The organism is Rothia sp. SD9660Na, from assembly GCF_030064065.1.
Lineage (GTDB): Bacteria > Actinomycetota > Actinomycetes > Actinomycetales > Micrococcaceae > Rothia.
The window spans coordinates 2,225,088-2,237,523 of the sequence record NZ_CP125946.1 but is presented as its reverse complement, the minus strand read 5'-3'; the positions used below and the strand labels follow the sequence as shown (position 1 = coordinate 2,237,523).

Below are 12,436 nucleotides of genomic sequence, written 5' to 3'. Positions count from 1 at the left end.
AAAGATTTAACATGTGACCTGGATCTGTGAAAAAATCACGAAATTTTTGACATATCAGCGGTTTTGAGAGCCTATACGTCAAAAAATCGATAGATTGTGCACATGACTTGGTCTGTTGGACGCTGCACATGGTTGAGGCTATGCGGGAAACCACGGCGCAGACTCTGGCAAAGATTAAGCAGATTCAGGCCCTTCAGGAGCGGAGTGTAGTGGTGGTTCTCTTTGAACAGCCCTACTACCGCATTAAGGACGTGGGGAACCGCTATGTGGTAACCCGCCAGACCGCAACCAAGTACCTGGGAGAGCTTGTCTCAGTCGGGGTTCTGCGGGAAGAAAAGGTTGGTAGAGAAAAGCTCTTCGTGAACGAGGAGCTGATGGAAATTCTCAGAAAAGGATAGTGTAAATGTTTGGTGTGTTAATTCTTGGAAATATAGAGAATGTAGAAAATTTAAAAGACATTAAATTGTCAAAAGATAATCATAGTATTAGATTTTTGCTGGTTCCAAAAGGTGAAGAGGGTTTTCAGTCAGGCATATTGAATGATTTTCATTTTTGGAAGAATAAGTTAGAGGAAATCCCTGTTTTTGTAACGAGTGAATTTAAAGTGGAAGAGGACTTTTCTTGGGTTCCTAATGATTCCTCCGGGCGCCAGAATCTAATGATTGAAAGTTCCGCAATGGATAATCGGGTTTATGTTGGAAATATTGTTATTAAAGAGTATGACCTAGAAAGTCACAGTTTTCTCATTGATTTTGAGAAGAATGCTAATTACGACTTGCTCAGGCTGTCGGATATATTTTATTCTTATTATGATCTATTTGATAATTTTCTGGGAAGGCTTTGGTTTCATCATACTCATTTTTCTATTTATAATAAATCGATTGATGATTTTTTAAAAAAAATTGAAATTTCTAGCACGTTTCATATCAACGGTCCTTTACGTGATCTGGAGGGCAAGTTGAATATTATTGTTGATGGCGTCGCTGGTTCTGGCAAATCTCATATGATGCAGGAACTCCGCACTAGCAAATCCTACGGCGACAACGGTAGCCGTATTGAAGTTGTGGTCTTCCACCCCTCCACTTCATATGAAGAATTCGTTTCCGGTATCCGCCCTAACTTCAGTAAGCAGGCAGGTGAGAGCGATTTTGTGACCCAAGAGGGAACCTTCGTACAGATGTGCAACAGGGCAGCTCAAGATCCTGATAACGCTTACCTGCTCTTCATCGACGAAATCAACCGTGCTAATACTGCCCGAGTCTTCGGTGACCTCATGTTGGTCCTTGAAAAGAGCAAACGCCAAGAGTTTAAAGACCTGGCAGAAGAAGGCAGAGACGGTGCCCTCTTTGAATCCTCTGTTCAAGAAATGCCGGGTGAATACGTCCGCCTGCAAACCCCCATCTTCAAGAATGGCAAAGAATATAACAAGCTGGCAGTGCCCACTAACCTGCACGTCCTGGGCACCATGAACACCACCGACCGTTCCGTGGGCACCATTGACCTGGCCCTGCGCCGCCGCTTCCACTGGGTCACCCAGCACCCCTTCACCGCAGAAGAACTGCAAGAGGCAATGGAAGAAAACGGTGAAGATTACCCTGAAGATATTGCATCTTGGTACGAGAACGCCAACACTATTTTGCTCAATCAGGTTGGCCCTGACGCCCGCCTGGGCCACGCCTATTTCTTCGGCAAGGACGGTGACGCGGAAGCTATCGCTGAAGCCCTGCTCAACCAGCTCAAAGAAGTTGCCTTTACCTTCAATATCAGCCAGACCATCCTCGATGCAATTGGCCCTGTACACGGCCAAAAAATCATCACACGAGGTACTGGTCTCGGTGCCCGCCCCGACATCGTTGATGAGTCATACCAGGGTTAGGTATGAGCAACCACGAGGAAACCTGGCAGGCCCCACTCCGCTACTTCCAAGCCAGCAAACTGGGCAATGGGGTGGGGCTTACCGTGCTACAACGAGAAGTTCCAGAAGGGGAGAAGTGCAGAACTCTTACCATCCATGTTCTTCCCAAACTATGGAGGGACAAGGGTATATACGATACGGTTTTCACCCTACCCGAAGGCATCAGCACAGAAACCTTTCATACCTTTGTCTACGAAATGGACGTCATAGCCCTTGACGAGAGCTGGGCCTCCCATTTCTCAAGGGTTGCACCAGCACAACTTCAAGAACAATCAGCAGATGAAGAAGAGGAAGGCGCAACCGACCCTCTCTGGTTAGAAACCAGAAGTCGGCCGAACACTGAACCGCTCGGCGTCCTCAATACGGGCCATGCCAACACCCTCTGGGAGCTCATCAACACCTACGGCATGAGCCCCGTGCCACTGGCTGACAAAATCGACCTTCCACCTTCTGGCGTCTCTATCTTGCCCGATGTTCCTGAACTGAAAATTCAGTTTTACCGGCAATTTCTGCGGCAGGCCGAAGGGGCTGTCAGGCAACGCAAGCCTGTCTTCCTGCAAACCCAAGATGAACTGAACTTTGTGCGCGGGCGCATGGTGCCCCAGGGTCTAATTAAGCGCAAAATCTACCATCGAGTGCCTGTGCTCTGTGAGTTCGATTCACTCACTGCCGATAACCATATCTGGCAGGTAATTCGTGCTGCGGTGCAAGTAACTGGACAGGTAGAAGACCGGTACCTACAGGCCTATTCTGTGGAGATCGACGCTCACCTTCGAGATGTAGGAATCAAAACTTCAGCAGAGCTTTTGGGTAGGAGACTGAGTTCTACAGAGCTTTCCCGCATCGGCTCTCCGCTTAGAAAAGCCTACCTTTTGGCCCGTTCCATTCTGGCCATGCAGTTGGGCGTAGGGTTTGAAGAACCAACTTACGCAGGTGGTGTTATCGCTAACCTTAAGGTGGTTTCTAGCGACCTTTGGGAAAAGATTGTTGCGGATTATGTGCGGCAAAGTATTCCACAGGCTGAAGTGGAAGAACAGTCTAACCTTCATCTCTATTACAGGGCTGATGGTACGCCGGCGGCCAAAGCTAAGAAACCTGATATTGTGCTCAAGCACGGTGACAAAACCGTCGTTTACGACGCCAAGTACAAGAAGCTCCGTGGAAAGAACATTGATGACGCTTTGATGGGGGACCAGTACCAGCTTGCCACCTACGCCTACCGTCTAGCCGCTGACGCCTTCCTGGTCTACCCCCATAAACCAGGGCAGGAGCCGCTACACAGTGAGTTCTACTTGTCCAAGCCTGGAAGCCCAGCCAGCGGCAGGCTTGACCTTGAGGCGCTGAGTCACCGCATCGGCGTCCTTTCCCTGCCCTTTCCCGGTCCTGAGAGTCATATCCAACCTGTGCAGGGTTCTTAGCGCTTGTGCAGGGAAAACCCTGCACACAGCCCAAGAACCCTGTACAGAGCTCTATGGCGGGGTGTCTTCTGCTGGCCGTCCTGTTCCATACTGGTGCCATGCGTATTTTTGCTCACCGGGGGGCGTCCGGAACCCGCCCCGAAAACACTCTCGCCGCCTTCACCGCCGCCGCTGACTCTGGCGCGACCTGGGTCGAAACCGACGTTGACATTGCCGCCTGCGGCACACCCGTCCTGCTGCACGACACTGACCTCGACCGCACCACCAACCTCACCGGCTCCCTTTACAGCTACACCGCCGAGCAGCTTTCCGGGGCGGACGCCGGGGCCTGGTTTTCGCCCGACACGGTGGGGGAGGCGGTGCCCACCCTGGCCCAGCTGATTGATCTGGCCAATGAGCGCGGGCTCAACCTTAACATCGAACTGAAATCTAACGAGCAGGGGGCAGAACGTTCCCGCCTGCTCATCGATAGAGTGATCGAAGAGCTAGCCCGTCTGCAACCGGAGCGGGAGGTGATTGTCTCATCCTTCAACCATCTGCTCCTGGCCGAATTCAAACGCCGAGCCCCGCAGTATGCGGTCGGGGCCCTCTTTGTCACCGAGATGTTCCAGCCCGACTGGCGCTCCGTCTTAGAGCTCATTGACGCCAGCGCCGCCCACCTGGAAGACCGGGGCCTAACCCGCGCGACCGTCCGCGCCCTGCGCGAAGCCGGGTACGAGGTCAACGTCTGGACGGTCAACAGCCCAGCCCGCGCCAACGAGCTTAAAAACTGGGGTGCCACCGGCGTCTTCACCGACTACCCCGAGCGGCTGCTGCACCTCGAGAAGTAAAGCGTGCCCGCCCTCACCGCCGCCACGCGGTCGGGGCGCGGGCGCTCGCACCCATGGTCTTGATAGGCTTGAATTCCATGGTGAACAAAATTGGTTTTGACCGTGAGAAGTACATCGAGATGCAGTCTCGACACATTCAGGAGCGCCGCGAAGAAATCGGCGGCAAGCTCTACCTCGAAATGGGTGGCAAACTCTTTGACGACATGCACGCCTCCCGTGTGCTGCCCGGCTTCACACCCGACAACAAAATCGCGATGTTGGAGCAAATCCGCGACGAGGTAGAAATTCTTATCTGTCTCAACGCCAAAGACCTGCAACGCAACAAAATCCGTGCTGACCTGGGCATCACCTACGAGGACGACGTGCTGCGCCTGGTCGATGTCTTCCGCGACCGCGGCTTTCTGGTTGAGCACGTGGTGCTTACTCAGATGGAGGACGACAACGCCAAGGCCGTTGCTTTCAAGCAGCGCCTAGAACGCCTGGGCCTGAAAGTTTCCCGTCACCGCGTCATTCCCGGCTACCCCACCAATACCGACCTGATTGTGAGCGAGGACGGTCTGGGACGCAACGAGTTCGCCGAAACCACCCGTGACCTGGTGGTTGTTACCGCCCCCGGCCCCGGTTCCGGCAAGCTGGCAACTGCCCTGTCGCAGGTGTACCACGAGAACAAGCGCGGTGTGAAGGCAGGCTATGCCAAGTTCGAGACTTTCCCCATCTGGAACCTGCCCCTGGAGCACCCCGTCAACCTTGCCTACGAGGCTGCCACTGTTGACCTCGATGATGCCAACGTTATCGACCACTTCCACCTGACTGCCTACGGTGAGTCTACCGTCAACTACAACCGCGACGTTGAGGCATTCCCGCTGCTCAAGGTGCTGCTGCAGAAGATGACCGGCACCACCCCCTACCAGTCGCCCACCGATATGGGTGTGAACATGGCCGGTAACTGCATCACCGATGACGCCGCCTGCCGGTATGCCTCTGAGCAGGAGATTATCCGCCGCTACTTCAAGGCCCTGGTGGACGAGTCCCGCGGCGGCCTGGATTCTACCCAGTCAGACCGCGCCGCCGTCGTCATGGCTAAGGCCGGCATTAAGGCAACCGACCGCCCGGTCGTCACCCCCGCCCGCCTGCGGGAAGAGACCACCGGCGCTCCCGGTGCTGCGATTGAGCTGCCCGACGGCACTATCGTCACCGGCAAGACCACCGACCTGCTCGGCTGCTCGGCCGTCGCCCTGCTGAACGCTCTCAAGCTCCTAGCTGGTCTGGACGATTCCAAGCACCTGCTCACCAATGAGGCGATTGAGCCAATCCAGCGCTTGAAGACCCTGCACCTGGGCAGCCAGAACCCCCGCCTGCACACGGACGAGGTGCTGATTGCCCTCTCAACCTCGGCAGCCCATGACGAGGACGCCCGCAAGGCCCTGGAGCAGCTGAAAAACCTGCGCGGGGCGGACGTCCACACCACCACCATCTTGGGCTCGGTGGACGAGGGGGTCTTCCGTTCCCTGGGTATGCTGGTCACCTCTGACCCTAAGTTCCAGAAGAAGGCTCTCTACCAGAAGCGCTAGGCTACCCGCCGTCCTGAGGTCCAAGATCCACTTAACCCCGCACTTAAGCTTAAAACCCCGCACTTAACTGCGGGGTTTTACGTTTAACTCCGGAGGGAACCCGGGGTGCTCGAAACCCGCCCCCTGTGAAGCCCCTGTTTATGCTCCTGCCCACGCACCTGTGTGTTTGAGTAGACGGGCGAGGTGGGTGTGCTCGCTGTATGACTTCTGATAGGTTCAAAACAGCAATAATTTGCATATCTAATACCAATAACCGTTATGTCAGGGGAGAATCATGACTCAACACGTTGACGAATCACACTACGACTGGAACTCTCGCTCGCCCGAGGTGCAAGAAGACCAGATCGCGGCCTACGATTCCATGCGCGCTCGGTGCCCTGTTGCTCACGATGAGTTTATGGGCTACACCCTCTTCAAAAATGAGGATGTCCGGTATGCCCTTGAACATCCTGAACTGTTCTCTAACCGGGTGTCGACCCGCCACATAGCGGTCCCCAACGGAATGGATGCACCTGAACACACTGCTTTCAGGGCTATCAACGATAAGTACTTCACCCCAGAGCGTATGCAGGCTTTTGAGCCGCAAATCCGTGAGGTAGTGCACCAGCTCGTCCGCGATATTCCGCGCGGTGAGACGGTTGACATCATGGGGGAGTTCGCCACCCGCTACGCCATGCGCGTGCAAAATGCTTTTATGGGGTGGCCAGAGAGTCTTGAAGAAGCTCTGATTGCCTGGATGAACAAGAATCGGTCTGCTACCCTCAAGCGTGACCGGGCTGAGATTGCCTCGGTTGCCGTAGAATTTGATGGCTATATTCGAGCTCTTCTGGACGAGCGGCGGGCGAATCCTGCTCTTCAGGACGTCACCGCCGAGCTCCTGCACGATCGTGTGGAGTTGCCGGGGCAAAAGCCTCGCGTCATGACGGATGAAGAGATTGTCTCTCTTATTCGAAACTGGACGGTTGGGGAGCTATCGACGGTTTCGGCCATTGTGGGAGTCATCGTAAACTTTTTGGGTGAGAATCAGGGTGAGGCTGACCGCTTGCGGCAGCATCCCGAATATATTGGTCACGCGGTGGAAGAGATCTTGCGTTTGCAAGATCCCCTCGTTGCTAACCGCCGTATAACAACTGCAGATGTTGAAGTCGGCGGTCGTACAATTCCTGCCGGATGCCCGGTGACCATCAACTGGACGTCGGCGAACCGTGATGAGGGCGCTTTTGAGGACGCCCTGGACTACCGTCCTGATCGTGATCAGTCGAGGAACCTGACCTATGGCGCGGGAATTCACGTGTGCCCCGGGGCCCCTCTAGCTCGGTTGGAGCTGCGCGTACTGGTTGAAGAGCTGCTTGCAGCGACGGAGTCAATCACGGTGGAGTCTACCGTGAACGCTCAGTTCCCGGTGGCAGGTTATTCCTCGGTGAAGGTTGTCGTGAGGTAGGTGAGTGCGGCGGCGTCGGCAATGTGTCGGCGCCCTGTCGCTCCAGCGTCCACTTAACCCCGCACTTAACTGCGGGGTTTTACGCTTAACGACGGGAGAAACTCCCGGGGTGCTAGCCGGTGTAGGTGGCCTCGTCGACGGGCTCGCCCCAGTTAACGAATTCGCCCTCCTCGTTGAAGGGGGTGACAGCGATGTGGGTCATGGGCCCGTCACTGGTGGCTCCGTGCCAGTGGTTGACGCCCGGTTCAAAGAAGAAGGCCTCACCGGGTGTGAGGGTCTGGGGTTCCTGGCCTTCGAGCTGGTAGACGCAGATGCCTGAGGTCACCACGATGAGCTGCCCAACATCGTGGGTATGCCAGTTGGTGCGGGCTTCGGCCTCGAAGGTAACAGCCAGGGACTGTAGCTGGCTGCTGGGTGCCAGCGGGTGCATATAGGCCTGGCCGGTGAAAGAACCGGCAGGAGCAGGCTTACCCTGGGGGAAGAGCTGGTCTGAGGGAAGGGATGAAGCGGTCATGGGGTCTCCTGAGGGTTTGGTGAATCAGGCTCGCAGTTATGTATTTTACGCCTCCCTAGCGCACCAGGGTAGCCTGCTTGAAGCTGGGGTCGGGTGCGCAGGTCACCGCATATTTGGTGGCAGCCAGCTCGTCGATTTTGACCACGTAGTTCTGGGTCTCAAAATAGGGTGGGATACCACCAAATTCCTCCACGGCACCGGGGCCGGCGTTGTAGCCTGCCAGCACAATATCCTGAAGTGAAGTTTCAGCCGAGACATAGGGGGCTAGACGCTCAGAAAGATGGGCTAGGTAGCGGCCCTGGGCGGCGATGGAGTCTTCGGGGCTGTTGATATCACCCTCGCCCCAGATATCCCAGGTGTCTTGGGTGAACTGTGCCAGGCCGTGGGCGCCAGCGTGGGATTCGGCGGCAGTGACCCAGCCTGACTCGGTTTCTAGCTGGGCTGCCAGCAGTCCTGCCCGGAAGCCAGAAACTTGGGCGGCAGCTTCAATATCGTCCCGCAGCTCGGTGGGGGCGTAGGTCAGGTCGGTTTGCCCGCAGTAGTCCTCGTAGGTGGCAGAAAGCCCCGCGACACCGGCTGTTATCAGCACTGCTGACGCCACGATTTGCCAGTGCGCGACCAGCCCCGCGCCGATGCGCAGGGCTAGATTGGGCTTGGTGCGTTCACTTGTCATCAGCTCAAGACTACTGGAAAACCCTCCTACCCGTCAGGCGCTCACCTGCCCTACACGCCCTAGGGTGATGCACCCAACCCCGGCACTAGGGGCTACTGCCAGATGCCCGCTGGTGGCGGCGTCCGCGACTTTAAGCCAGCTCTAGCTGCCGGCGACGGTGATCTGCCCGCGGGCCCCGCGTTCGGCGGCGGCAAAGTTGTGGTTGACGAAGGTGTAGGTGCCGGGTTCTTCAAAGACCATCTCAACGAATCCGCCCTGGGCGGCAGAAAGGTCGAGGGCCTGGGCGCCGCCCCCGTTAGTGCCGAAGGCATCTACGCCGCCCTGTAGCAGGTAGCCGCCTTCCTTGTAGACCGTGTCGAACTGGCTGCCGACTACGTGGAAGCTCAGCTCACCGTTGGGCCCGGCGTTGAGTACCCAGATGCGCACGCGCTCGCCCGTGCGGGCGGTGAGCGGGTCGCGCAGGTACTGGGTGGCGTGCCCGTTGAAGAGGGTGAGGGTAGGGGTGCCTGCGGACAGCCCCTCGGGTGAGATCTCGGTGAGGACGCCTTCGCTTGGCTCGGCGGTGGAACTATGGCTGTTAGCGGCTTCGGTCAGTGCCACCTCGGACTGCACCAGCAGGTATTCGCGGTCTACCTCGGGCAGGTCGGCGGGGTCGATAATAACCGCCCCAAACATGCCCGCTGCCAGGTGGGCGCTCATGGGCATAGTGGAGCAGTGGTAGAGCCAGATACCTGAGCGCACGGCCTCAAAACGGTAGGTGAGGGATTCGCCGGGGGCGATGGTGCGCATGACCTCGTCGGGGGAGACGGTTCCGGCGTGGAAGTCTACCGAGTGGCCCATGCTGCCATTATTGACGAGTGTAATTTCAAAAATATCGCCCACGCGCCCGCGCAGGGTGGGGCCCATGTAGGAGCCGTTGAAGGTCCAGGCGTTGAGCGTGACCCCAGGAGCGATTTCGCGGGGGAGTTCTTGCACATCGAGGGTCTGGCGGTGCACGGTGCGGCCGTCCACGGTTTCCCCCTCGGGTACGGGGGCAAGGGCGGCGTCGTGGGTCTGGTAGTCATCGGAGATATCGCCCTGCAGATCAATATCGCTTGAAGCAAGGGTTGAGCTACTCGCGCTGTGCCCGGCATGGGCTGAGCCGCTACTGTCGCTGGTGCCTGCCTGGGCTGCGTCCGCCCCGCTTGCTACCACCGTGAAGGTCATACCCATGGCCTGGTGCCCAACCACCGAGCACCAGCCCTCTAAGTCGCCGGTGATGACGCCGACGTCCACGGTCTTGGTAGCCCCGGGGTCGATACGGCCGGTGGTGGCTCCGTTGGCAAAGGTGAGGTCGTGGGCGTTCTTGGTATCGGTGTTGGTGACCTCAATGACCAGGCGGTTACCCGCCGGCACCTCTACGGTATCGGGGGTGAAGCGCATATCGGCGGTAGCTTCAACGGCCAGGGCGGTGGTCTGGCCGATGGCGCTAGTTGTGGATGCTCCTGCGGTCAGTCGGGCGCGGGCCGCCGGGTCAACCGCTACTCCCAAGGCTACGACCATGACGACAGCCAGGGCGCCGAAGAGGGCGTTGCGTAGGTGGGGGGGCGGTGCGGGGGTGAGGGCTTGCGGGTCGGGGGTGGGGGCTTCACCGCGTGCGCGGGCCTGGATCATGGTCTTGCGGACGTTCACCGAGGCCCGTACCCCGCGCAGCATGAGGGGGATGAAGGCGAAGAGGGTGAAGGCGCCGAGCAGGGAGGCGCCGGTGCGCACCCAGGAGCCGGTGAGGGAAACCGGCAGGATGAAGATGAGTATGGAGAGGTTGACCATGATGGCGCGGCCTGCGGCGAAGCGGTTGAATTCGGTGTTGGCGGCGCGCACGGCTTTGGGGCCGCCGCCCATGCGGGCAGGGAGCAGATAGGTCATGGCGCCCAGCAGGGTTTGGGCGAGGAAGCCCGCAACGAAGATGGGGGTTACCGGGCGCAGGGTCAGGGAGTCGAAGGGGGAGGTTGCCACCAGATAGGCGGAGAAGAGGACGCCGGTGGTCAGCCAGATCATACCGGCGGCTACTGAGAAGGTAGCGTAGTCGGAGGGTTTCTTGACGGTGGTGGTGCGCACCATCAGGGTAAGGACGAGCGCTAGGGCGGCTGCGTAGAGAAGCAGACCGGCAACGGCTAGCCAGGTAAGACCTGCAAGGGCGCCGGTTACGGTGAGCCCCAGTCCTGCGCACAGCCCTGCCAGGGCGCGGGTGGAGCGGGCAACGGCGTCCGGTACCATGACCGTGCGTAGCATGGTGGGCCACAGGGTCATGAGGGTACCGACTACGGTGATACCTACAAAGCCCAGTACGTTCACTGCCTCGTGGGCTAGGAGCAGGCGGCCGTGCCAGCTGGCGTTTAGGCCGTCGTAGTCCAGCAGGGCACCAAAAGTAGCACCCACCGGCAGTAGCCAGGAGGCTGCAATATAGTAGCGAATCGTCACCCCAAAGCGGGCAGGTAGAGCAGAACGTATCTGCTGTAACAGGGCCACCCCGTGCCAGGTGACCGTAGCACCCACGCCTACCGAGCCCAGCACGGTCAGCGGGTAGAGGGAAAAGACTACGCCCACCATGAGCACCACCATTGAGGCGTTGAGGGTGTAGATGCGGGCCAGCTGCACGGGCCTAGCGCTATCGGGGAGCTTGTGCTTGAGCAGGGCCTCGGTAAAGTGCTGGGACCAGACCAGAATCGAGTTGGTCATCAGACCCAGGGTAACCATGTGAACCATCAGCCAGAGGGATTCAGGGATCCATCTGTGGGTCATGAGCACGATGAAGAGGGCGAACATCCATACCGACACCGGCTTAGATGCCTTCCGGTGCCAGGTGCGGCGGCCTCTGGCGATATCGCGGGCCTGCTGGTCGGTGACCGGCGCGCCGGGAGCGTCGAGCGGACGCGCCCCCAGGGTCAGCTGCTCGCGGTAACCGGACCGGGGTGCGGCGTCCTTCTCAGGCATCTCTACTCCAAAAAACTTGTATGTGTAATGCTGATTATAGCAAGCTGGGTAAACTGAACAGTATGACCCTAGCTATCGTGATGACCCTTATCGCCGTCGTCCTCATTGCCGTCGGTATTGTCGGTATCGTCTACCCCATCCTGCCCGGCTCCTTCGCTGTGCTCGGCGGCGTGCTGCTCTGGGGGCTAACCCTGCGCGGGCCGGAAGGCTGGTGGCTCCTCGGACTAGGCCTTCCCATCATGATTGCGGGCATGGCAGCCCAGGCCCTGCTCACCGGTAAGACCCTCAAACAGCGAGCCATTCCTAACCGCTCTATTCTCTGGGGCGTACTTGGCGCGGTAATCGGTATGTTCATGATCCCCGTCGTCGGCCTCTTCGTCGGCTTCGCGGTAGCCCTGCTGCTTAGCGAAACCGTGCGCAGCCAGGGCGATATCGTCACCTCAGCGGGAAGTACCCTGGCTGCCCTCAAATCGATGGGCATCGGCATCCTCATTGAACTTGCCGCAGCCCTGACCGCCGGCACCATCTTCACTATCTGCGCCATCACCTACTTCATCACCGCCTAGCCGGTAGACTGGTTTCCCGTGAAAACACTGCCCGCCTCCCTGCTCCTTGCCGCCACCGCCACCGTCCAGGCCCTCGGTATCTTCCGCTACACCGAAGACACCATGGCCCTCTCGGGTCAAATCTTCTTCCCTGTGCTCTTTGCGCTCATGGCTATCTACATCACCTGGCGCAACACTGAGAACAATGGCGCCTTCCCCCTGGCCCACATCATCATTGCTGCTCTAGCCGTCGTTGCCCTGGGGGCCACCATCGCCGGGTGGAGCGCCAGCCTCTACTACTTCTACCCCTCCTACTACGTCTTCTACGCAGCGCTGGCCCTGCTCGTGATTGAACTAGCCCTGCGCATTGCCGCCCTGCCCAAGAAAGCTGCCGAGGAGCGTCCTACCAAGCGCCTACCCGGCCGCGCCAAGACTAAGCGCGGTACCAACCTGGTCGCCGTCCGCAAGACCGCAGACCAGGACGCCACCGGCCCCGCCCCTGCCCAGCAGACAGACAGCGGCACGGCGGCGTCCGCCCCCATCGAAAAGTAGCCGC

At 58.4% G+C, this 12,436-nt stretch carries 11 protein-coding genes; 8 read left to right on the top strand and 3 right to left on the bottom strand.

Features of this window, described 5'->3' with window-relative positions; genetic code table 11:
* The first annotated feature begins 107 nt into the window (after positions 1-107).
* From QM007_RS10420 to QM007_RS10395, 6 genes are all read left to right on the top strand, one after another.
* Positions 108-398: a Fic family protein gene (locus QM007_RS10420; RefSeq protein ID WP_283489898.1), complete on the top strand. Its 291-nt coding sequence runs from the start codon at positions 108-110 to the stop codon at positions 396-398.
* A gap of 5 nt (positions 399-403) precedes the next feature.
* Complete coding sequence (locus QM007_RS10415; RefSeq protein WP_283489897.1) at positions 404-1,876, top strand: McrB family protein; 1,473 nt, start codon at positions 404-406, stop codon at positions 1,874-1,876.
* Between the two features lie 2 nt (positions 1,877-1,878).
* Entirely contained in the window at positions 1,879-3,333 is a 1,455-nt protein-coding gene (locus QM007_RS10410; protein WP_283489896.1) for a 5-methylcytosine restriction system specificity protein McrC, read from the top strand.
* A gap of 53 nt (positions 3,334-3,386) precedes the next feature.
* On the top strand, positions 3,387-4,163 hold the full coding sequence (locus QM007_RS10405; protein ID WP_283489895.1) for a glycerophosphodiester phosphodiesterase family protein: 777 nt from the start codon (positions 3,387-3,389) through the stop codon (positions 4,161-4,163).
* A 77-nt stretch (positions 4,164-4,240) separates the two neighbouring features.
* Entirely contained in the window at positions 4,241-5,734 is a 1,494-nt protein-coding gene (locus QM007_RS10400; protein ID WP_283489894.1) for a DUF1846 domain-containing protein, read from the top strand.
* Between the two features lie 274 nt (positions 5,735-6,008).
* Positions 6,009-7,175 carry a cytochrome P450 gene (locus tag QM007_RS10395; protein WP_283489893.1) on the top strand — a complete coding sequence of 389 codons (1,167 nt, stop codon included), beginning with the start codon at positions 6,009-6,011 and terminating at the stop codon, positions 7,173-7,175.
* A gap of 112 nt (positions 7,176-7,287) precedes the next feature.
* Here the strand turns inward: QM007_RS10395 and QM007_RS10390 are convergent, their stop codons facing one another.
* The 3 genes from QM007_RS10390 to QM007_RS10380 all read right to left on the bottom strand — a co-directional run bounded on the left by QM007_RS10390 (position 7,288) and on the right by QM007_RS10380 (position 11,335).
* Entirely contained in the window at positions 7,288-7,689 is a 402-nt protein-coding gene (locus tag QM007_RS10390) for a cupin domain-containing protein (protein WP_283489892.1), read from the bottom strand.
* A 55-nt stretch (positions 7,690-7,744) separates the two neighbouring features.
* Positions 7,745-8,362: a lytic transglycosylase domain-containing protein gene (locus QM007_RS10385; RefSeq protein WP_283489891.1), complete on the bottom strand. Its 618-nt coding sequence runs from the start codon at positions 8,360-8,362 to the stop codon at positions 7,745-7,747.
* A 141-nt stretch (positions 8,363-8,503) separates the two neighbouring features.
* Positions 8,504-11,335, bottom strand: coding sequence for a multicopper oxidase domain-containing protein (locus QM007_RS10380; protein ID WP_283489890.1), 2,832 nt, complete (start codon positions 11,333-11,335; stop codon positions 8,504-8,506).
* A 62-nt stretch (positions 11,336-11,397) separates the two neighbouring features.
* Between QM007_RS10380 and QM007_RS10375 the strand changes: the two genes are divergently transcribed.
* Both QM007_RS10375 and QM007_RS10370 read left to right on the top strand, forming a co-directional pair.
* A complete protein-coding gene (locus tag QM007_RS10375) occupies positions 11,398-11,901 on the top strand; it encodes a DUF456 domain-containing protein (RefSeq protein ID WP_283489889.1) in 504 nt (167 codons plus the stop codon).
* An 18-nt stretch (positions 11,902-11,919) separates the two neighbouring features.
* Entirely contained in the window at positions 11,920-12,432 is a 513-nt protein-coding gene (locus tag QM007_RS10370; protein WP_283489888.1) for a hypothetical protein, read from the top strand.
* Positions 12,433-12,436: the final 4 nt, after the last annotated feature.

Coding starts and splice junctions, on each gene's coding strand:
- QM007_RS10400 (WP_283489894.1), top strand. CDS start 4,241: ATGGTGAACAAAATTGGTTTTGACCGTGAGAAGTACATCGAGATGCAG.
- QM007_RS10410 (WP_283489896.1), top strand. CDS start 1,879: ATGAGCAACCACGAGGAAACCTGGCAGGCCCCACTCCGCTACTTCCAA.
- QM007_RS10415 (WP_283489897.1), top strand. CDS start 404: ATGTTTGGTGTGTTAATTCTTGGAAATATAGAGAATGTAGAAAATTTA.
- QM007_RS10395 (WP_283489893.1), top strand. CDS start 6,009: ATGACTCAACACGTTGACGAATCACACTACGACTGGAACTCTCGCTCG.
- QM007_RS10380 (WP_283489890.1), bottom strand. CDS start 11,335: ATGCCTGAGAAGGACGCCGCACCCCGGTCCGGTTACCGCGAGCAGCTG.
- QM007_RS10385 (WP_283489891.1), bottom strand. CDS start 8,362: ATGACAAGTGAACGCACCAAGCCCAATCTAGCCCTGCGCATCGGCGCG.
- QM007_RS10405 (WP_283489895.1), top strand. CDS start 3,387: ATGGCGGGGTGTCTTCTGCTGGCCGTCCTGTTCCATACTGGTGCCATG.
- QM007_RS10375 (WP_283489889.1), top strand. CDS start 11,398: ATGACCCTAGCTATCGTGATGACCCTTATCGCCGTCGTCCTCATTGCC.
- QM007_RS10390 (WP_283489892.1), bottom strand. CDS start 7,689: ATGACCGCTTCATCCCTTCCCTCAGACCAGCTCTTCCCCCAGGGTAAG.